This window comes from Afipia felis ATCC 53690, assembly GCF_000314735.2.
Lineage (GTDB): Bacteria > Pseudomonadota > Alphaproteobacteria > Rhizobiales > Xanthobacteraceae > Afipia > Afipia felis.
This window is the reverse complement of the sequence record NZ_KB375270.1, coordinates 2,370,379-2,391,101: the sequence shown is the minus strand read 5'-3', so window position 1 is coordinate 2,391,101 and position 20,723 is coordinate 2,370,379. Positions and strand designations below refer to the sequence as shown.

Sequence of the window (20,723 nt, the reverse complement as noted above, 5' to 3'; positions counted from 1 at the left end):
CGCCTTAGGTTCGGTGTCTATAATTGACATCCCGGTGCGCTCGGTGTCGTTGATGCAGATCAGTCGTCTCTGTCCGAACATTCGCAGCGCATTCTTCACGCGGAATACGTAGACTCTTCAGATGACCCGTTGGAGAGGCTCGTTTTCTGCGCTGACAATTGACCGAAATCTTTGGGTGAAAGATTTTTTTCTCTGTTGTGACCTGCGGAGCGCCGCTCTACCCAGCGATAGATCGTTGGAAGCAACAGCAGCGTCAGTACAGTCGAGGATATAATCCCTCCGATGACTACGGTGGCGAGCGGCCGTTGTACTTCCGCCCCTGCGCCCTGGGCGATTGCCATAGGCATGAAGCCGATACCAGCGACCATGGCTGTTGATAGCACCGGACGCAATCGGTCCATAGCGGCTTGTCGTACAGCATCTGCGAGCGGCAGAATTTTTCGCAAGCTATTGATATGATCGACCAACACCAGACCGTTCAGCATCGCAATACCGGACAATGCTATGAATCCAATCGCAGCGGTGATCGAAAAAGGCATGTTGAGCAACCATAGAGCTAACACGCCACCGGTGATCGCAAACGGAATCCCTGTATAGATGACTGCTGCCTGGCGTATGCTGCCGACCGCAGAATAAACCAATGCAAAGATCAGCAGCAGTGCTGCAGGTACAACAATCATCAAGCGGCTGCGTGCGGCCTCCAACTGGCGAAACTGGCCGCCGAATTCAATGCGGTAGGACTCCGGTAGTTTCAGCTTGTCGGCAAGCCGCGCTCTCGCCGCAGTAACATAGCCTTCGATATCATTAGTGTTGAGGTTCACCATCAACGCCGCGCGACGCTTGGCGTTGTCATGCAAGATTGGTTCGACCGTTCGCGTGTCGCGTACAGTAGCAACCCGATCGAGCGATACTAGACCGGTGGTGCCGACGCGTAGCGGAAGTGAGAGGAGCGACTTGTTGTCAGCACGGAGCATTTCGGGCAGGCGAACGACAATGGAATGTCGATGATCGCCCTCGGTGATGAAGCCGATCTCATCACCGGCAATAGCCGAGGTCACGGCACGGTTCACCTCCATGGCGCCAAGTCCTAGGCGGACCATCGCCTCGTGATCGATGTCGACAACTCGGCTGCGCGTGCGGTCGGCGGTTTCAAATTGCACATTGGCGGTGCCGGGCAGGGTCTGCAGTTCCTCTCGTGCCTGCGCGGCAAGCTTCTCAAGCATATCGTAATCGTTCCCGAATATTTTCACCGAAAGATCAGCGCGCGTACCTTCCAGCATTTCGTTGAAACGCATCTCAATGGGTTGTGCGAACAGAAAGGATTGTTCGGGGAAAACCGCCGTTATTGTTTTTTCAATGGCTGAGACCAGTTCGGCCTTGTTGCGGGGCATGCCGTCGCCTTGCGGCCATTGGTCCAGCGGCTTGTAGAAGATGTACAGGTCGTTCTCGTTGGGCGGCATCGGATCGGTCGCAACTGCGCTGGTGCCGATCCGCGAGAATGTGCGTGTGACCTGTGGGAAGCGTCGCAAAATTTCCCGCTCTGTTTCTTGCTCGATCACGAGACTCCGGTCGAGCGACATTCCGACTGGCTTGTAAACCATCGCCGTGATGGAGCCCTCATCGAGGCGCGGGGTGAACTGTGAGCCGAGCGTCAGGAAAACGGCAATCGATCCGCCCACCAAGCAGACTGCCAGGCAAACCGATGCTGCAGGGTGGCGGAGCGCAAAGTTCAGGAGGGGGACATAGCCGCGCGCGATAAAGCCAGAAAGGCCGCTGCTATGCCCGATATCGTGACTGGTGCGGGCCGCGGCGCCATTTTCGCCGCCAGAGTGTTGGCGAGCCTTCATGTTGGAACGCAACATCCAGGCGCACAGTGCCGGAACCAGAGTGAAGGTGACGAACAGGGCAGCGCCCAGCGCGAGCATCACAGCCTGTGCCATGGGGTGAAACAGCTTGCCTTCCACGCCGCCCAGGCTGAGCACTGGCACGTAGACAAGGGTGATGATGGCAACGCCGAAAAAGACAGGGCGCGCCACGCCACTTGTCGCCTCAACAACAATCGTACGGCGTTCGCGCGCTGTTAGCTCTCGCTTCTTTTCCGCGCTGGCTTGACTCATCAGGCGCATGGCATTTTCAACAACCACGATCGCGCCATCGACGATGAGACCGAAATCGAGTGCTCCCAGGCTCATCAGATTGCCGGAAACGCCAAGCACGTTCATGCCCGTAATCATCATCAGAAATGCGAGCGGAATAACGAGAGCGACGATCATCGCCGCTCGCCAATTGCCGAGCACGACCAACAACACCACGGCAACCAGTAACGCGCCTTCGCCAAGGTTGCGTTCGACCGTCGCGACGGTGCGATCCACCAATTCGGAGCGGTCATACTGGACGCGCAGGGCCATACCCTTCGGCAGCGCCGCGCGCAGATCCGGCAATCGTGCATCGACGCGTTTGGCAACATCCCTGCTGTTTTGGCCCACGAGCATCATCACCGTGCCGAGAACGGTCTCTTTGCCGTTGGCGGTTGCTGCACCTTCACGCAAGGCATGACCGATTGTTACGGTAGCCAAGTCGCCAACTGTGAGGGGCCGGACGCTTCCAGCAAATTTGACAGGCAGCGCACGGATCATGTCCACGGTTGTGACCCGTGCCTCAGTCCGCAAGGTGAAGCGCTGACCATTTGCGGTAATTGTTCCGCCGCCGGCATTCTCCACGTTGGCACCTACAGCCAGGGCAAGCTCGGTAGGCGTGACGCCCGCCGCCGTTAGTCGGCTAAGGTCGGGCTCAACGACAAACTGCCGTTCGAGGCCGCCGTTGGAGTTCACCTCTGCTACGCCCGGGGTCGCGCGGAGCATCGGCTTGACGATGTACTCCTGAGCCTCGTACAGCTCCATCAATTGCTGCTGTTCGTCTAGTCTAGCCGGAGGCTGTACCCATTCGAGCGTATAATACCAGATCTCACCAAGTCCCGTGGTGATCGGCGCAAGCTGTGACGTGGATCCAGCAGGGAGCATGTCACGGACCGTTGCTAATCTTTCGGTGACAAGCTGGCGTGAACGAAGCTGATCGGTGCCATCTTCGTAAAGCAGGGTAACCTGTGACAACCCAGTCTTGGTCAGCGATCGCATGTCGCGAAGGCCCGGCTGGCCGGCCATTGCCCGCTCGATCGGCAAGGTTACGAGACGCTCGATTTCCTCCGGCGCAAATGCCGGCACAGTCGTGTTGATTTGCACCTGCACCCCGGTGATGTCGGGGATGGCGTCAACCTCAAGCTGCAGGAATGACCAAACTCCGAAGGCCGCGACCAGGAGAGCCATTGCGCCTATAGCAGCCGGGCGGCTGCTTACCCAATGAAGCAGTTGGCGCATCATTGGCTCATGCCGCCGAAGCGGCGCCCCCCGTTAAGCGCACGGAGTTGAAGTGAGGCCTCCAAGGCTTCGCGCCTCGTATCCAGCACGGCCGATAAAGCGTCGAGATATTGGCGTTGCATTTCCGCATAGGTTGCGGTTGGGATCGCACCCTGCCGGAAAAGATTGTCGGCAGCAGCTGCTGTGGCCGCGAGCTTGTCCGCGGAGGATATAGGCCAGTTCGCCAGCGCCCGGCGCTTGGTCTCGTAAAGTGCGGCACGCTCGTAAACTTGTCGTGCTATCCTTCGCTGGGCCGCGAGCAATGCGACGTTAGCTTCGGACTGGCGGCTCTGCTCTTGCGCTACGCCCGCCGCCTGGCTGTTCCAAAGCGGCAGCGATGTCGTCAGCCGGACACCGAAATTGGTCTCGCGAATGTCAGATTTTGCGTGATTATAATAAGGGCCGACCGCCACGTTCGGCACGCGCGATTTTTCCGCCATGTCAACACGCAGTCCCTGCTGTCGTGTTTGTGTGCGCAGGGACTGAAGCTCAAAATTGTTGGCATCCACCTCTCGCGTCATGCGGCCCACGGCTGGAAGCGCGACAAGCCGAATATCAGGGCGAGCGACGCGAATGCTTACGCCAAGAGGTGCTCCCCGCAGCTGGTTCAACTCATAGAGGCTGGCGTGGGCTTCAGCCTCGGCAGTGGCGGCGTTGCGTTCGGCGGTGATAGCGCCGGCCTCCAGGATCGCCGCATCCAGCGCAGGTGCAGGGCCAGCCGCTTCACGTTGCGCCACCACTTCCGCGAGCGCTCGCATCCGCGTCGCGACGTCGCGTGCCGCGATTGCCTTCTGTTCCGCTGCAAATAGCGAGTAGCCGAGCGAATGCGCCCGGCTGACCAATGTAGCATCGAATTGCGCAAGACCGATGCGCGCCAATGCCACTTGATGTTCGGCAATAGCCCGACGCAGAGCGCCCCGGCCGGCGAAATCAAGTGGCTGCATGAGGGACACGCCGTATGTAGGCCCATCACCCGTCGGCATGCCGGTCAGGACATCGGACGTTCGACGTTGTCCGAGCTCAAATGCTATTTCGGGATCTGGCAGCCGATTCGCGGCGTCGCGTTCGACACCCGCGAGACCGATCTGCTGTACATAAAACCGCCGCTCGGGATTGCTCGATACAACGATGTTGGCGAGCGCATCGATTGATACGGGCTTCGGTGGCTGGGCATGGGCCGGCGCAGCCAGAGCGAGTGCAGCCGTGGAAATGATAATCGAAAGCCACGTGGGCATAGATTGACCCTTGTCAGCGTGATCGGTGTCACTGCAGGCGCGATGGCATCGCTTCAATTTAATTGACCTCATTTGCGGAAATGGCCCAGGGACTCGGGTCAGCTTTGCCGTTACGATATTTTGGCGGAAAACGTTTTCGACGGGAGCGTCGATGCGCTTCGGTCGCTCCACGTCTGGCGTGTCGATGAAATTTCGTTCGTGTTTCGCCGAATCCTATCCGACAGGAGCCGCAACCCGTTCAGGACAACCAGCACGGTCCCGCCCTCGTGTCCGATTACCGCCATCGGAAGCGGCAGATCGAAAAATAGGCCGCCTGTCACGAGCACCAGCATGGCGCCGATCGCAACAGTGAGATTCTGCCGAATGATCGCAGCTGTGCGGCGAGCCAGACCGTGCGCATCAGCCAGTTTCTTCATGTCTTCCGACAACAACGCGACGTCGGCTGCCTGAAGAGCAACATCCGAGCCGGCCGCGCCCATGGCGATGCCGACGTCAGCGCGTGCCAGTGCCGCAGCGTCATTCACGCCGTCGCCAACGAAGGCGACCTTGCCATGCCCCGCCAGTTCGCCCACGCGACGGACTTTGTCCTCCGGGAGCATCTCGGCATGGACTTCGTCGGAAGTGAGGCCAAGCTCCGCCCCGATCCGTAGAGCCACCGGCCTGCGGTCGCCTGTCATCATGACGATGCGGCGGACACCGCCATCCCGCAGGGCGGCGAGCGCCGGGGCGGAGCTGATTCTTGCCTCATCCGCCACACTGACGGCTCCCAGGACAGTCGATCCGCGCCCCAGATAGACAACGGTTTGCGTGCTGTCGGCCAATTCCCGAAACTCAGCGCGATCAGCGGATCCGCCCATATCCCTCACAAGGCGGGGGTTGCCCGCCCATAGCGGGCCAAGCTCATCCGAGCCGACGATGCCTGCGCTCGGGCGGGAGCTGACATCGATAACATTCGCCGGCGCGATGTCGCGTACCGCAGCCTCCCGACGGATGGCTGTCGCGATATGATGCTCGGAATGGGCTTCGAGCCCGGCCAGAAGTGACAGAAAGCGCCGTTCATCTCCATCCAGAGCAATAATCCGCGTTACCACTGCACGGCCATTGGTGAGTGTGCCGGTCTTGTCAAAGGCGAAGGTATCGACGGCGGCCAGTGTTTCAAGCGCACTGCCTCCCTTGAACAACACACCGCCTCGTGCGGCCGCTGAAAGGGCCGACAGGATCGCGGCTGGCACCGATATGACGATTGCGCAGGGGCTAGCGGCAACGAGCAGCGTTGCGGCCTTGTAGAGAGCCTGCTCCCAGTCACGGCCAAGCGAGTAAAACGCGGCAAAGGCGAGCAGCGCACCCAGGATGACTGCAATGGTGTAGCGCTGTCCAAACCAGGAACTGAATCGCTCAGACGGGGCTTTTGCCTCCTGAGCTTGCGTTACAAGCTTAATCATGCGCGCGATCGTGCTGTCGCCGATTGTCCTGGTGACGGCAACTTCCAAAACCCCATCGAGATTCACGGTGGCTTCGAACACCTGTTGTCCTAGTTCCTTGGAAACAGGCATGGATTCGCCTGTGATGTTCGCTTCGTCGACACCGCCCCGGCCTTGGATGATTACGCCGTCGGTCGGCACGCGAGCGCCAGGGCGCAAAATCACGACATCGCCGACCGTAAGCTCGGCGGCGGGGACCTCCACAACTGTGCCGTCCTTGTTCTTGCGAAACGCCGTTTCGGGGCGAAGCGCCATCAGAGCTTCGACTGCGCGACGCGCACGCCCGAGCGCTTGATGTTCAAGCGTGGTCGATACGCTGAAGAGTGTCAGCAGCACAGCGCCTTCGAACGGCGCACCCACGATGGCGGCAGCAATAGCGGCAACCACCATCAGGAGATCGATATCGAGGATGTGATCTCGCCAAAGCGCCGACACCGCGCTCCACAGAGCAGGAAGCCCACCCGCGAGATAGACGAGTACCAGCCCAGGCCACCGAAGAATGGCAAGTCCTTCGCCCGGCAACCAGCTCCCGGCCATGGCGAGGATCATGCCCAGGGCGGCCAACAACGACATAAAGGTCGGCAAGTCGAACGACACGCGCTTCATGTTCAGACTGCCCGCCCAACAAGGAAACCAATGATGGCCGTCGACGCCAGAGCAACTGCACCCCAGAACACCACCCTCGCAGTCGGCTTCCATATGCTGGCGCCGCCTGTGCGAGCGCCGATTGCTCCAAGAACAGCAAGTCCGATCAAGCAAGTGATGGATACAGTCCAGGTTGTCGTTCTCGGCGGCGCGAGCAAAGCAACGATCAGTGGCAGAGCGGCACCTATAGAGAACGTCACTGCGGACGTGAAGGCCGCCTGGACGGGTCTCGCCATCACATGGCTCGTCAGGCCAAGTTCGTCACGCGCATGCGCCTCAAATGCATCCTTTGCCATCATCTGCTCAGCAACCTGACGAGCCAGATCGGCCGACAAGCCGCGTTGTTCATAGATCGCGGCGAGTTCAGCTAGTTCAGCCTCTGGCTGAGTGGCCAGTTCGTGCTGTTCACGCGCCATATCCGCTTTTTCAGTGTCGGCCTGGGAGCTGACCGAGACATATTCTCCTGCTGCCATCGACATTGCGCCGGCGACCAGCCCCGCGACACCTGCCACAAGAATCTCGTGAGAAGCCGGGGTTGCGGCTGCCACACCCACGATGAGGCTGGATGTCGAAATCAGTCCGTCGTTAGCGCCCAGCACCGCCGCTCGAAGCCATCCGATACGTTCGATCAGATGGGTTTCTTTGTGAAGGGCGCGCATCGAAAATGCTCCAGACCGTGAATTGTAGGTTCTGAAACACAGCGTCTTTGTTCGGGTGTCGGCAGCGATGAGGCCGACAGGTTGTCTTGAACAAAGAGATTAGAACCATTCTAAAGAAATGACACGAGTGCGGTTGCGCGTCAACATATTAGAATGATTCTAAATATTATATCGTACAGTTATCTGTGGGGAATATGGATGTGCACATGAGGCCGGACTGGTTTAGTGGGGAACGTGCCGTAATCCTGCATAGCTTGAGACACTGCCTTGGCCACATTTAGCTGAGCAAGAATTGCTTAAGGACTCGCACCTAAACGCAGATTTGTGCTCCGCCCTTCAGCTTTACAGGAATCGTGAGGTAGTGCACCCCATTGGCTTTAGCGGGCGGGAATTTTCCTGCACGGATGTTGACTTGGATTGAGGGCAGCAACAGCCTTGGTGCTGACAGCTTAGTGTCCCGCGCTTGGCGCATGGCCACGAATTCATCTTCTGTGATGCCTTCTTTGAGATGGATGTTTTTCTGGCGCTCCTCTCGTACTGTCGTCTCCCAAGCGTAGACGTCACGGCCGGGGGCCTTGTAGTCGTGACACATAAACAGCCGCGTCTCCGAGGACAACGCAAGGAGTCGTTTGATTGATCGATAGAGCTTGTGCGCATCCCCGCCGGGGAAGTCAGCCCGTGCCGTACCATAGTCCGGCATAAACAGAGTATCGCCCACGAACACGGCATCTTCGATCCTGTAAGAGACGTCGGCTGGCGTATGCCCCGGCGTGTAGAGCACTTCCACGTCGAGTTCGCCGATCTTGAAGCGCTCACCGTCCTTAAATAGATAGTCGAAGTCGCTACCGTCCGTTTTTAAATCGGTCGCGTTGAATATCGGCCGGAAGATGCGTTGCACATCTTTGATGTGTTCACCTATGCCGATTTTGGCGCCGGTCTTCGCCTTGACGAAAAGCGCACCCGAGAGATGGTCGGCATGGGCATGTGTCTCGAGCACCCATTCGATTTCATAACACGCCTCTCCGCTGGCCTTCAGCATAGCCTCGACCGATCGGGTGTCCACCTCACCCGAGCTGGGTTCGTAGTCAAACACAGGATCAATGATAGCAGCTTTCTTTGTCACCGGATCGGCGACCAGATAGCTCACCGTATTGGTTGGTTCGTCGAAAAACGCCCGGATAATGGGTTGTTCTGACATGGCTTGAATCTCTTAATGTCACCAGTTCGTTTGATCTTGCCTAGTTTAGGATACCGATCCTTTGATAGGCTTAAACAAGCTATTGGTCGGACCCGCCCATCGATCGCAGAAGCCTGTAACTTTTTTCTCCATATGGCATGTTGACCTGTGTCAAGCCGAGCTCCGTGCAAGTGGGCATCCTTGCTACCTTGTACCAACGTCGGAGAAGTTCCATGCCACGCTCAATTCTCACAGCGCTTCTGTTCGCTGCCCTGAGCTATCCCGTATACGCGCAATCGCCAACCGATCATGAGGGTCACTACTTTAGGCAGGATCAAGTGCTCGTTCCCTCCCAAACAGCGTCTCCCTCTGACCAGTCAAAAGAACAGAAAGGCATGATGGGAATGATGGGCCCCGGCATGAAGGACCACTCCGCGATGGGCAATCACGCGGCGGGATTGCCAATGATGTTTCGTATGATTTTCGCGCTGATGGATGCCGATGGTGACGGAGTCATCTCATTGCAAGAGTTTCAGACCGCGCACGAACGGCTCTTCAAAGCAATGGATAGCAACAAGGATGGCAAGCTTACCCCGGAAGAAATGCGTGCATTCATGTACTTGGGTATGAGTGAGAAGTAGAAAAATTTATGTCGAGGTGTGGGGCAAGCCGGCTGCCCGGAAGTTGGCCGACATTTGCCGAAAAGATTATTGATCCCGATCACCCCCTATCTGGGCGCGATTGGCTATCTACAAACAAAAGCTGCCACATGAATTGAAGGAACAGGCCATGATGTATGGATGGTCAATGTGTTGGCGCTTTGGGTCGTGGCATTGGCCGATTGGCCAAACCAAAAAGATCGCATCCAAACAAGGAAGTCTTTGTGATTGTCAAATACGCACAAGGTTATGGCGCTATCGCCAAGATCTTGCACTGGCTGGTCGTAGTGATGCTGCTCGGACAATATTCGATCGGGTGGCTAATGCCGGATGTCCATCGCGGACCACCTGGTACCCCGATGGGGCTTCATATCTCGCTCGGTATTTTGATTTTGGTCTTAGTCGTGTTCCGTTTCGTGTGGCGTCAGGCGCATCCGGTCGCGCAAGATACTTCGCTATCGGCATGGCAGCGCAATCTTTCCGAGCTTATCCATTGGTTGCTCTATGCACTCGTTCTCGCAACGACGCTGAGCGGATGGCTTTTTGCTTCAGCACGTGGATGGGCAGTATCACTATTCTTCGTCATTCCATTGCCGATGCTAACATCACAAAATTCGATACTCATTCACAGGATCGACGGACTGCATCAGATCATGGAATGGGCGCTGTTCACCGTGATTACTGTTCATGTGGGCGCGGCACTCATGCACCAGCTAGTTTACAAGGATCGCATAGTGCAAAGAATGTGGCCCGGCAAATCTTCATAGCTAGCCGACTATGCCCCCGATGATGGCGGCTTGGACGCGATGAGCTGTTCGCGTCCGCACGCTGACGCTGTTCGCGGGCACCCGCATATCAGCAGCGTGTTGGCCCACATTTCGCAAACTGGATCCAGGTGGGAGCGCTCTCGATCCAGCGGTAACGATCGATGGACTTTCGCTACTTGCGCGTAATATTGTCGAGGATGATTAATCCTAATGGAACGAGAGCATCTGCGGATATACACAGGCCCTGACCAACATCGCAGGGCTTCACTGATCCGTGGTTCAATACCCATTCGCTATAGGCACAAATGCTTCCTCGAAGGCGATTTCAACATCAGTGTGAAAGCAACAAAGGAACGGGCGGATTGGCAATCATGAATCTCGTCGCGCCTCCAAGGACGAGTTCTCGAAAACGAGAATGGCCGTAGGCTCCCATCACCAATAAGTCTAGCCTACGATGATTGGTGAAATCTTTCAGCACCTCGCCGATAGATTGTCCAGCGGAATCAATTTCGTGAACTTCAACATTGACTTGATGCCGAGCTAAATAAGCGCCGATTTCGTGTGTCTTTCGAGTAATGTCGAAGTCTTTCTCGTTGAGGGCGACTACAACGTGCACTTTTTTTGCAAGCCTAAGAATAGGCATTGCATCAGCTACGGCACGAGCTGCTGCCCGACTGTAGTCCCAAGCGATTCCGATTGAATCTATGGATGTATTTGGCAAGATGTTCCGCTCTGGTAACAGCAGAATCGGTCGAGCGGAGTTAAAAATGATGGTCTCGGTATCCCACTGATCGACCGGGTCATTTGGGCTAACCGGCAGAAGAATCAAATCCTTAAAGCGAGCGTACTCGGCCGTCAAAGCAGGGATCCGGCCTGCCAGTTCTCGTTCCTTTATAACTTCGTACTGTATTCCATTTCGTTCCGCTAAATCCCGAAAAAGCTTGATAAGCGTGGCCGCATTTCGTTTGCTCTTGTCCATCTCGAGAGCCGCCATGCCCGAGATGTTTATCAGCGAACTCCCCAGAAACGAACCTGGAAGTTGAATCAGAGTTTCTGGTACAAAAGCAAAGATACGACAGTTGAGCGATCCAGCCAACCGAACTCCAGAAGCGATGACCTCTTCACTGGTTGGTGTTGGATAGGCTTTTAGAACCAACATCGCATCTTGAATTATCATTTTGTCCTCCTGGGAGCGCGTGACGAAAGCGGCACTCACAAGCCAACCGTGTTCGGAACTTTAGTCGGTCGTTAGATGAAGCTTTTGAGTGAGATCAAGTGACGTTTGAATTGGTGAGTCGGATTGTGCAATCGTCCAAGTCGAGCCGACGATCTGGAGCTATACAGCCTGAGATGCAATCCTGGCTTCAAGGCCCCATGACCCATGATGGCTGCCAGCCTGCAGGCTAGCCGTCTTCAATGGGGCGCGCGACCACGCGTAAGTTATTCACTACGATCCCTACGCCGGGTGTATTTTCAGCTACTACGCGGATCGCATCGCGTTCGTTGTCATTATAAACGATCCCGGTTATGTCCACATTGCCATTGCTGACGCAAATGCTGAATGGACGACGAGCCCAAGGCTGCTCCGCGATCCTGTGGTCGATTTCGCGTTTTATCATAGCATCCGTGTCCCGTGGCGAAGGTAGCTCTTTTGTACTGGCAAGAGCCTGAACCAGGTTCGCCCTAGTGACAATGCCAATCAGACGTCCATTTTCGATCACAGGCATTCGCTTGATATGATGCTTCTCGAAACGTCTGGCGACCTCTCCGAGGGTGTCGTCCGGAGATGCAGCGATAACTTTGGTGGTCATGACGTCTCGCACTCTCCGGGAGTGCGATTTAACATAATCGGCAGCAAGATCGCGATCAGATGCGAATAGGTCGAGCCACCAGGAGCGGCGCGTCTCTGTATTCAATTCACGCCGGTGCAACAAGTCGCCTTCGGAAAGAATGCCAACAAGAGACCCGAGTTCGTCGACAACGGTCAGTGCGCTGATTCCATTGCTAGCCATCATCTGAGCCGCTTCACGCACGTGTACGTCGGGCAAAATGCTCACAAGATGCTTGGTCATAACGTCTCTTACTTTCATTGGAGCGTCTCCTTTGCCTGCGTTTGCTTTTGATAAGATTGGCGGCTTGCGGGGAAGGGCAGTTGACGCAGATCAACCACCTAGAAATGTGTTTTCTTAAGCTTAGGCTGTTATCTGTTGCTGGGATGGAAGCAATGCGGCGGCGCGCGGTTTTAATGTTTCATTGTCGTTTCTGAAAAAGCAGCGGCGACAGAATTAGTTGTCGTTACAGATGAAAAGACCGAAGGCGTGAATGGATTCCAAGGTGCGCTGCCTGATGCAGACGCTGACGTAGAGAATGTCATTCTTTTGTACGCTGCGAAGCGCGCAGCTAGCATGATTGTAATGGGCTGCTACGGACATTCGCGGTTGCGTGAATTCATCTTAGGAGGTGCGATGCGTGGAATTTGCTCTACGATGACAGTTCCTGTCTTCATGCCGCATTAAATCGATTAAGAATGGAGCTGCCTTTTCTGACGATAGACTGGCGGCTGTTAGGGGCTAACTGAGAGTATATTTTGAGGCTTACGGGATAATCGAATCATGTAAGCGGTATCCATCGGATGTGTCGGAATGGTTGTTGCGCCCTATCTGACCTTATTGTCGGAGAGCATCGGGCAACGGAACCACCCGCTTCGCGAGATATTCAACGGGCTGTGCTACATTGTAAGATAGGCATGCCATAGCGTTGGATGCCCAACGATCTGCTGAGAAGCGCGTATATCTAACGAAAATGACACGTTTAGCGCGATCTGTGTGGCTAGAAAAAAGCGGAAACTAAAGCTCCGCGAACAGCCGGCTGAGTTCCTCGGCATAGCGTCCATTATCGTCTCTTTCTCGGTCGGTCATTGCATTTGGCTGCGAGAATAGAGTTGAAAATACTCCGACAAACTTTCCATCGCGATCGAGTATAGGTGTCGTGTGAATGGAGCGCACGGCTAGAGGCCGGGTCCAATCTAGAAGATTTTTGTCATTACACCCATTGTCGACGTCCTCAATAATAATCGATACATGAGCCTTTAGGGTTTGCGCACCGATTGTGCTGTCACCAGCTCGAACGACAGCAAATTTCTCGGTCAAGATTCCGTCTAAGTTGTTCTGAGCAATGAGGTAAAGTGCGCCAGAGTTTTCATCATAAAGCTGCACACTGCCAAAAGCCGCATTACTCCTTGTGACGATGTCGTCAAGGATGCGCTCGATCGCCGTCCCAGACTGTTGTGAAATTGGGCGCTGCGGACACGTCCATAACCAGAGATTCTCCAAATGGACGAGTTCATCCTCGGCCTCGGCGAGAAGCTTCTCTAATACCTCGCGATTTTCATCGTTACGCTTTGAAGCCAGCTGATTCTTATAAAGCCTGATGTTTTCTCGAACCAAAAATCGTCGCATTGCTGCGCTCGAGTTGAAGAAGGTCAGCCCGCCGCTGAAGTCTCACTTGGATAGCTAAAAAGTCAAGGGAGGGAGAGCGGGGATTTCCTCGGATAGGCAGGATTGAAATCCCAAGGAGCGCGGCTGTGTTAGCCTAACTATCTGAAGCGGTCGATCACATGCGCCCTAAGCAACCTGCCGAGCCTGGCTGTGAGGCGCATTTGAGGCGGTGGCAAGACGCTTCCTGCACTTGCATCGCTGACGAATATTCCTCGCGCTTTGATGATGCGCCACATTAAGGGATTCCACTGGTCAAAGAGGGCTTCGACTTCGTCTTGCAAAAATCCTGATACAATCTCGGGAGCTGGCAGAAATACCTCGGGAAGGGCTTTGGACAGTTTCGGATCTGATAAGATGGCCCAGCGAGAATGTCCGCCCATCAATGGGGATTTGAGCCCGTAAATAACCCTCCCGATCTGAGCCTCTCGAATTGCGTATGCACATTGCGCGCAAGGTTCGATTGTCGAATAGATGGTGCAATCAGATAGATTCCGGCCTCGGATCCTCTGCGCAATCGAAATCGCAAGAACTTCCGCGTGGTGGTTGACGTCGTGATCCTGTCTCGCCCTGTTGATCGATTCACAAAGGAATGCGCCGTTGTATGCAATAACGGCTGCAAAGGGGCGTTCGTCCGCAGCCACGGACGATTTCGCCAGGGCAATGCAACGCTTCATCAAGGCAATGTCAGATCTATCGGTCACTTTGAGTATTGTTTGGAAGGCGGTTTGAAAACCTACGAAATTCGACGCGGTTCTAGTCGCTTACCACAAGCGCGGCATCAGCTAGAATTCACGTGAAATCCAATTGTCGCCATATTTGAGATACTTGCGTTTGACCGCTGCCCACGCGATCCGGTGAGCTGTTTGCTCTCGCTGCCGAAGGCTGCCTGCTGAGTAGTCCTTCCAGGCATTATTGAAGGCAGCCAGGTAAATCTCCTGAGCATGGAACGGTAAATGCACTTGTATGGATGCGGGCAGTTTGTCGACCGATGCATATGGCAAGGTAGTAGCCTCCCCATTGATCAGGTGAAGCGCGTGATGGCGTTACTATAATATCCAATCAATTCTCGGAATCTTCCTTAATACTGCAGGTGGTGCCGATTTCGGATGACCCGCAATGATTGGAGCAACAGGTGCATATCCGTCCGGCAATTTTATTGCCGACCTTCCGTTGGGAGTTCCGAGCCAGCCCTGCGCAAAGCCGATCCAGCATGTCCCGATCCCCGCCGCATGCGCCGCCAGCATCAAGTTTTCTGCAGCCAACGAGCAATCCTCAACAGCCCACGGACCTTTGGGTGCAGAGATAATAATCAGCGCGGGTGCGCCGTAGAAGATATCGAATGTCTCGTCATTGAGAATATTCAAGAAATGATGCGAAGCCAGCGCGGTGGGAGATGCTCGAAGCATATGGGATTTTGCTTCAGTGGAGATGCGCGCCAGCAATTCCTTATTGCTGACTATTGTAAATAGCCACGGCTGCTGATTGACGGCGCTGGGAGCCTGAATCGCGGCGTCGACCAGTTCGCTCAGGATAATTTCGCTCACGGGTTGCGTCGTGAATTCGCGAACAGCTCGTCGGCCGCGAATGGCTTCGCTGATATCCATGGTCTGTCTCCGATCGATTATATTCAAACGCCATCGGATGGTTCGGTCTTGATATTGATCAAACCATTTGGTCGCTGATTGGAAAATTATGGGGTTACGGGCCGATTGGCTGTTTGATTGTTTCATTCGGGATGTCGAGTGGATCGTCGCTGGTTGGCAGCGCTAAAGAGCAGGCGATTGCAGGATTACTTTTTGATTCTTCCTATGAATCACGAAGGGGCGTTGCCATGAATTATTCGGACAAAGTATCATTTCAGTCTCTTCGCAAGCAGATGGTCGAACGCCATATCACTGCGCGGGGCGTTCGCGACGAACTGGTGCTCGAAGCCATGAGGCGGGTGCCGCGTGAGTTGTTTTTGCCGGAAAGGCTGCGCGAATTTGCTTACGAGGATGCTCCGCTTCCGATTGCGGAAGAGCAGACAATCTCGCAGCCTTATATCGTAGCCTTCATGGCGGAAGCATTGCTGCTCAAGGGCGGTGAGAGAGTCCTCGAGATCGGTGCCGGATCTGGATATGCCGCGGCCGTATTGTCGGAGATCGCGGGTGCTGTTTACACCGTCGAGCGACTTGGGCCGCTTGCTGAGAGAGCTGCCATACTGCTCGCGGAGTTAGGCTATCATAATGTTCATGTATTGCATGGGGACGGAACCAAAGGATGGCCAAAGCATGCTCCCTTTGATGCGATCGTAGTGGCTGCTGGGGGGCCGAGAGTTCCGGAATCGCTTAAACATCAGTTGAAAATAGGTGGCCGGCTTGTAATGCCGGTCGGCAGTGAACGATTAGGCCAGGAGCTTATACGGATTACACGCATTTCGGCGGATGAGTACCGGAGCGAAGATATCGCGGATGTCCGTTTTGTCCCATTGATCGGGGACGAAGGATGGGCGAGCGCTCAGGAAGAAAGGTTCACAGGTGCGCGTGGTGGCGCAATAAAGCCCGTAACGCCCCACGACGAAATGCTGATCCGACATATTGGGGAAACAGCGGAATCATTTCCGTCCATTGAGACGGCCGATCTCAACTCTATGCTGAACAGAATTGGTTCTGCGCGAATAGTTTTGCTTGGCGAGGCTACCCACGGCACCTCCGAATTTTATCGCATGCGCGATAGAATCGCGCGCGATCTTATTATCAAGAAAGGATTTCGTTTTATTGCCGTCGAAGCAGACTGGCCGGACGCCGCTCGCGTCGACCATTATGTGCGGCATTTCCAGTATCCGCCTTCTGAATGGACGGCTTTCGCCAGATTCCCCACGTGGATGTGGCGAAATACTGAGGTTCGAGATTTCGTCAGCTGGTTACGGAAATACAACGGAACGCTCGGGCGTGAAGAGCGCATCGCGTTTCACGGTCTGGATCTCTATAGTCTCTACGATTCGATCAGATCTGTGCTGGACTATCTCGATGAGGTGGATCCGGAGTCGGCTCGGATCGCCCGTGAGCGCTATGGTTGCTTGACACCTTGGCAGCATGATCCGGCAACATATGGCCATGCAGCTCTAACCGGTTCTTATCCGCTATGCGAACCTTATGTCGTGCGTACGCTTACAGACCTTCTTGCAAAACGCCGGGTATACGCAGAACATGATGGTGAGCGGTTCCTCGATGCTGAACAGAATGCGCGTCTCGTGGCAAATGCCGAGCGTTACTATCGCACTATGTATTATGGCTCTCGAGCGTCCTGGAATTTGCGCGATAGTCACATGTTCGAAACGCTGAGGAATTTGCTCGCGTTTCACGGCCTTGGCAGCAAGGCGATAGTTTGGGCGCATAATTCTCACATAGGTAACGCAGCTGCGACTGAAATGGCTGCGCGTGGTGAACATAATCTGGGACAGCTCTGCCGCGAGAAGTTTGGCGCTCTGGCGTATCTTGTGGGGTTTGGTACCCATAGCGGGACGGTGGCTGCGGCCTCCGATTGGAATGGACCGATGGAGATCAAAACGGTCCGCCCCTCAGTTCCAGAAAGTTACGAGCGCTTGTGTCATGCGACAGGTCTGTCGCGGTTTATGTTGGGCCTGCGTGACGATGGGTATTTGCGTGGACCAGCGGCCCTTGGCGAGGAGCGCCTGGAACGCGCAATTGGCGTGATCTATCGGCCTGAAACAGAACGGGAGAGTCATTATTTCCGAAGCAATCTACCAGGGCAGTTCGACGAATACATCTGGTTCGACGATACCCACGCGGTAACACCTTTGGATACAGAGGCCGTCAAGGACCTTCCAGATACCTACCCGTTTGGAGTTTGAGGTTCCGCTTTTAGGAGCAGGAAGCGTATGAGAGATGTCAAGTTGTTGATACTTGCTTGTCGGACAAGATACTCGCAGCTTTACCGTGAGCCTCCAGCAGTTCCGTAACATCAGGGCAGTTCGTCAAGCGTGCGGCGAAGGCGCCTGATAATCAATCGCCGTGCACGTTCATCCGCCGCGGCTTCAATCTTGTCATTGAGATCCAAGATAAGCTCCGACATATCATTATGGGAATCAAGATGCGTGACGGCTTCGGGCTGGAGGCGTCGCCGCGTAGAAGGACGCGGTTGTGCGCCTTGCGGCGTGAGAGCGTAGATTTCGTCGAGAACAGGAAGGAAGATCTGGCTCGCAGGAAAAATATTATCCGCGATTCTTTTTCTGAATCCTTCCATGGCGGCATCTTCCCCGTGTGATAGGAATAATCCATTCCGGATCGGAAGCCGGGCCTTGATCCAGCTTTCAAGCTGGGATCCGTCGGCATGGCCGGAATATTCATCCATCTTTCGGATTCGCGCGTTCACCCGAATTTCTTCTCCCTGAATGCGAACCGCCTTGGCGCCATCAAGGAGAATCCGGCCCAGTGTGCCGTAAGCCTGAAAGCCCACCAGCAGCACGGTCGCCTGCTTGCGCCACAGCCAATTTTTGAGATGGTAACGAATTCGCCCGGCTTCGCACATGCCGCTTCCGGCCAGGATTACGTGAAAACCCGATAATCTTTCGATTGCTTTGCTATCTTCGGCGCTCTCGCTAAATCGTAGTTGAGGTGAGTTCAAAAGCCGGCTGGCGTCTGCGTCCGGGCCCAGGGCCGCGGAATGTTTTCGAAAAACCTCGGTCGCACGAATGGCGAGAGGAGAGTCGAGGAAGATCGGGCAGCGCGGTATCTTGTCGCCCTCCATTAGACCAACCAGATCGACGATCAGTTCCTGTGTTCGCTCAACAGCGAATGCGGGAATGATCAGGGGGCCTTTGCCGGCTGCTGCTTCCTGGACCTCAAGGGCGAGGTGGATGCGACGCTGTTCTGCTGTAAAGGGAGGGCGCACCATGTCGCCATAGGTAGACTCGCAAACCACATAATCGAGACCGTTTGGTCCCAAGGGAGGGGACTGAAGAAGCTTTCCGTCTGGTCCGATATCCCCGGACATCAGAATTCGAAGTGGTGCACCTGTCGTCCCATCATCGATCTCGAGTTCGATTGATGCTGATCCAAGCAAATGGCCTGCATTCCAGTAGCGTGCACGGACTCCTTTTGCTGCTTCGATCCACGCTTCATATTCGACCGCGCTGAAAGATCCGAGGGCGTTGACCGCATCCTCCCGGGTATAGATTGCGTCGACTGGCCCTCTGCCGCGGGCCTGATTGCGTCGATTGAGACTTTTTACCTCCATTTCTTGAATGCCGCCGGCGTCGGGCAGCATGTAAGAACACAAATCGATGGTGGTTTGCGTCGCCAAAACGCGTCCTTTGAACCCATTCTTTATAAGTTTTGGAATGAGCCCGCTATGATCGATATGCGCGTGAGTGAGGAGCAGAACATCCAATTCGTGAGGGTCGAAGGGAAAGGGTCCGTAGTTCATGGACTTCAAAGTTTTTGAGCCCTGAAACATCCCGCAATCCACCAGAAAGCGCGACTGACCGGTGTTGAAAACGTAACAGGAACCCGTAACGGTGTGAGCTGCGCCGCAGAATTGAATAGTCGTATTCATGACGTTCTCACATCGACGCTCGGACTGTGGTCTATGGAAATTCCGTCCTGCTCACACGATGCGCGAACGGCGAGATCGTAGCCTGACGCTTCAGAAGCAAATATCCGATATAAAGGGTCGCCTTTGGCGACCCGATCTCCGATCTTCCTAAAGATCTGGATGCCGGCGCCTTTGTCGATTGGTGCACCGGCGATACGGGCAATGCGGTTTATTCTCAGACAGTCGATGCCGTTGATGATTCCGTCTTTTGATGCAACGATATCTCTTCGTAGCTGTCCCAGATTTACCGGGTGGGGCGGCTCGCCTTGTGCTGCAATAATGCTCTGCAATTTTTGAAGAGCGGCTCCACTCTCTAACAGTTCAAGTGCCCTGGCGTAACCTGTGCCGCCTCGCAGAGCCGGATCATATTCTAGGAGGTGGGCTGCGAGATTGAGGGATTTTTCTCGAAGGTCCTGGGGAGCATCCGGCCTGTTCTCAAGCACGGCCATCACGTCCTTGGCTTCCAGAAACGGTCCTACACCACACCCAATCGGCTGGCGGCCTTCGGTGGTGACGACTTCCACGGCAATGCCGAAATGATCTCCCACCAGTTCGAACAATTTTCTCAGGCGTAGTGCCTCAGCAGGTGTGCGGACCTTGGACGAGGAGCCAATAGGAATGTCAACGAGAAGATGGGTGACTCCGGCGGCGATCTTCTTTGACATGATGGAGGCGACCATTTGTTCGATGGTGTCCAGCCCCAGCACGCGCTCGACCGAGATGAGAATATCGTCTGCAGGCGATAGGTTAACGTGACCTCCCCAGACAAGACATCCCCCACATGTTTCGACCACTTGCTTCATCCGATCGGGATTGATGTCGACTTTGGCCAGAACCTCCATCGTGTCGGCAGTACCTGCGGGGGAGGTAATCGCTCGCGACGAGGTTTTCGGCATAGTAAGGCCGTGCGCTGCGACAATCGGGACGACGATCATCGAGGTTCGATTGCCGGGAATGCCTCCGATGCAGTGCTTGTCGACGATCATCGGCTGCTGCCATCGAAGCTGGGTACCTGCCACGGCCATCGAAGATGTCAACGAGAGCATTTCCTCACTTGTCATCAAGCGGGCCGTGGCCACGAGGAAAGCAGCAATCTCCAGTTCCGAATATCGATGATTTATCAGGTCATCGACAATCGTCTTGATTTCGGCGGGGTTGAGTACATCGCCTTGAATCTTTGATCTGACGAAATCCAGGCTCTTCGGCGGCGGCGCAGGAGAAACCGTCGCACGTGCATTTTCGGGTTCGCTGATCCGTCTAAATGCCGGAGCAGCGAGCCCCAATTCATCCGTTCCGACGAGTGTTTCATCATCCGTGATTAACAAGGTAGCGAGAAGAGTTTTATCTCCGCACTGGATTTGAACCCGACTGAATCCCCGGAAGACGTCGGGGCGCAACGCTTGGGACCTCCGCGAGATCACAGCGACATTCTCCCGGCCTGTATCCAGATTCACGAAGCGAAGTTTAAGGGAAGGGCGGCAGGTCTCACTGGTTTTAGCCGAAACCATCATTGTGTCGATCCTGCTCATCTATTTTTCGATCTCGCGTTTGCCCTCTAAATGCGATGATCTAGATCAAATGACCGTAAGGAGTGC

The 20,723-nt window shown here is 55.2% G+C and carries 18 protein-coding genes and 1 pseudogene; 6 read left to right on the top strand and 13 right to left on the bottom strand.

The features are described 5' to 3' along the window. Nucleotides 1–95: 95 nt before the first annotated feature. Together HMPREF9697_RS11295 and HMPREF9697_RS11290 are read right to left on the bottom strand one after the other, a co-directional pair. Nucleotides 96–3,377, bottom strand: a complete 3,282-nt coding sequence (locus HMPREF9697_RS11295; protein ID WP_244597953.1) for an efflux RND transporter permease subunit — start codon at nt 3,375–3,377, stop codon at nt 96–98. Beyond that, complete coding sequence (locus tag HMPREF9697_RS11290) at nt 3,374–4,297, bottom strand: TolC family protein (RefSeq protein WP_488225858.1); 924 nt, start codon at nt 4,295–4,297, stop codon at nt 3,374–3,376. Before HMPREF9697_RS11290 ends, HMPREF9697_RS11295 begins: the two co-directional genes overlap by 4 nt. On the opposite strand from HMPREF9697_RS11290, the gene HMPREF9697_RS21765 reads away from it, so the two are divergent. Beyond that, entirely contained in the window at nt 4,268–4,564 is a 297-nt protein-coding gene (locus HMPREF9697_RS21765; RefSeq protein ID WP_488225857.1) for a hypothetical protein, read from the top strand. The genes HMPREF9697_RS11290 and HMPREF9697_RS21765 overlap by 30 nt on opposite strands. A 194-nt stretch (nt 4,565–4,758) precedes the next feature. On the opposite strand, the gene HMPREF9697_RS11285 is transcribed toward HMPREF9697_RS21765, so the two are convergent. From HMPREF9697_RS11285 to HMPREF9697_RS11275, 3 genes are all read right to left on the bottom strand, one after another. Next, nucleotides 4,759–6,735 carry a heavy metal translocating P-type ATPase gene (locus tag HMPREF9697_RS11285; RefSeq protein ID WP_002717346.1) on the bottom strand — a complete coding sequence of 659 codons (1,977 nt, stop codon included), beginning with the start codon at nt 6,733–6,735 and terminating at the stop codon, nt 4,759–4,761. A 2-nt stretch (nt 6,736–6,737) separates the two neighbouring features. Beyond that, nucleotides 6,738–7,433 carry a VIT1/CCC1 transporter family protein gene (locus HMPREF9697_RS11280; RefSeq protein ID WP_002717345.1) on the bottom strand — a complete coding sequence of 232 codons (696 nt, stop codon included), beginning with the start codon at nt 7,431–7,433 and terminating at the stop codon, nt 6,738–6,740. Nucleotides 7,434–7,743: 310 nt separating this feature from the next. Next, a complete protein-coding gene (locus tag HMPREF9697_RS11275; protein WP_002717344.1) occupies nt 7,744–8,631 on the bottom strand; it encodes an MBL fold metallo-hydrolase in 888 nt (295 codons plus the stop codon). 212 nt (nt 8,632–8,843) lie between these two features. On the opposite strand from HMPREF9697_RS11275, the gene HMPREF9697_RS11270 reads away from it, so the two are divergent. Both HMPREF9697_RS11270 and HMPREF9697_RS11265 read left to right on the top strand, forming a co-directional pair. Next, on the top strand, nt 8,844–9,251 hold the full coding sequence (locus HMPREF9697_RS11270) for an EF-hand domain-containing protein (protein ID WP_002717343.1): 408 nt from the start codon (nt 8,844–8,846) through the stop codon (nt 9,249–9,251). A 245-nt stretch (nt 9,252–9,496) separates the two neighbouring features. Beyond that, entirely contained in the window at nt 9,497–10,036 is a 540-nt protein-coding gene (locus HMPREF9697_RS11265; RefSeq protein ID WP_040308240.1) for a cytochrome b, read from the top strand. 331 nt (nt 10,037–10,367) lie between these two features. On the opposite strand, the gene HMPREF9697_RS11260 is transcribed toward HMPREF9697_RS11265, so the two are convergent. Beyond that, nucleotides 10,368–11,213 (bottom strand): universal stress protein, encoded by an 846-nt coding sequence (locus tag HMPREF9697_RS11260; protein ID WP_002717341.1) that lies wholly within the window; start codon nt 11,211–11,213, stop codon nt 10,368–10,370. 226 nt (nt 11,214–11,439) lie between these two features. Next, nucleotides 11,440–12,126 (bottom strand): CBS domain-containing protein, encoded by a 687-nt coding sequence (locus HMPREF9697_RS11255; protein WP_002717340.1) that lies wholly within the window; start codon nt 12,124–12,126, stop codon nt 11,440–11,442. 315 nt (nt 12,127–12,441) lie between these two features. On the opposite strand from HMPREF9697_RS11255, the gene HMPREF9697_RS21475 reads away from it, so the two are divergent. Both HMPREF9697_RS21475 and HMPREF9697_RS20935 read left to right on the top strand, forming a co-directional pair. Next, on the top strand, nt 12,442–12,552 hold the full coding sequence (locus tag HMPREF9697_RS21475) for a universal stress protein (protein WP_347329771.1): 111 nt from the start codon (nt 12,442–12,444) through the stop codon (nt 12,550–12,552). A 126-nt stretch (nt 12,553–12,678) separates the two neighbouring features. Beyond that, nucleotides 12,679–12,777 (top strand): annotated as a pseudogene (locus HMPREF9697_RS20935) (IS5/IS1182 family transposase); the annotation flags it as partial. A 105-nt stretch (nt 12,778–12,882) separates the two neighbouring features. On the opposite strand, the gene HMPREF9697_RS11250 reads toward HMPREF9697_RS20935, so the two are convergent. The 4 genes from HMPREF9697_RS11250 to HMPREF9697_RS11240 form a co-directional block, all read right to left on the bottom strand. After that, on the bottom strand, nt 12,883–13,494 hold the full coding sequence (locus tag HMPREF9697_RS11250) for a GAF domain-containing protein (RefSeq protein WP_002717339.1): 612 nt from the start codon (nt 13,492–13,494) through the stop codon (nt 12,883–12,885). 137 nt (nt 13,495–13,631) lie between these two features. Then, complete coding sequence (locus HMPREF9697_RS11245) at nt 13,632–14,207, bottom strand: nucleoside deaminase (RefSeq protein WP_002717338.1); 576 nt, start codon at nt 14,205–14,207, stop codon at nt 13,632–13,634. 108 nt (nt 14,208–14,315) lie between these two features. Beyond that, on the bottom strand, nt 14,316–14,534 hold the full coding sequence (locus tag HMPREF9697_RS20400) for a ChaB family protein (RefSeq protein WP_002717337.1): 219 nt from the start codon (nt 14,532–14,534) through the stop codon (nt 14,316–14,318). A gap of 45 nt (nt 14,535–14,579) precedes the next feature. Then, nucleotides 14,580–15,137, bottom strand: a complete 558-nt coding sequence (locus HMPREF9697_RS11240; protein ID WP_002717336.1) for a nitroreductase — start codon at nt 15,135–15,137, stop codon at nt 14,580–14,582. 227 nt (nt 15,138–15,364) lie between these two features. Between HMPREF9697_RS11240 and HMPREF9697_RS11235 the strand changes: the two genes are divergently transcribed. Next, nucleotides 15,365–17,386, top strand: a complete 2,022-nt coding sequence (locus HMPREF9697_RS11235; protein ID WP_002717335.1) for a protein-L-isoaspartate(D-aspartate) O-methyltransferase — start codon at nt 15,365–15,367, stop codon at nt 17,384–17,386. A gap of 110 nt (nt 17,387–17,496) precedes the next feature. Here the strand turns inward: HMPREF9697_RS11235 and HMPREF9697_RS11230 are convergent, their stop codons facing one another. Beyond that, nucleotides 17,497–19,089, bottom strand: coding sequence for an MBL fold metallo-hydrolase RNA specificity domain-containing protein (locus HMPREF9697_RS11230; protein ID WP_002717334.1), 1,593 nt, complete (start codon nt 19,087–19,089; stop codon nt 17,497–17,499). Next, on the bottom strand, nt 19,086–20,639 hold the full coding sequence (locus tag HMPREF9697_RS11225; RefSeq protein ID WP_002717333.1) for a thymidine phosphorylase family protein: 1,554 nt from the start codon (nt 20,637–20,639) through the stop codon (nt 19,086–19,088). The genes HMPREF9697_RS11230 and HMPREF9697_RS11225 overlap by 4 nt, the downstream gene beginning before the upstream one ends. Nucleotides 20,640–20,723: the final 84 nt, after the last annotated feature.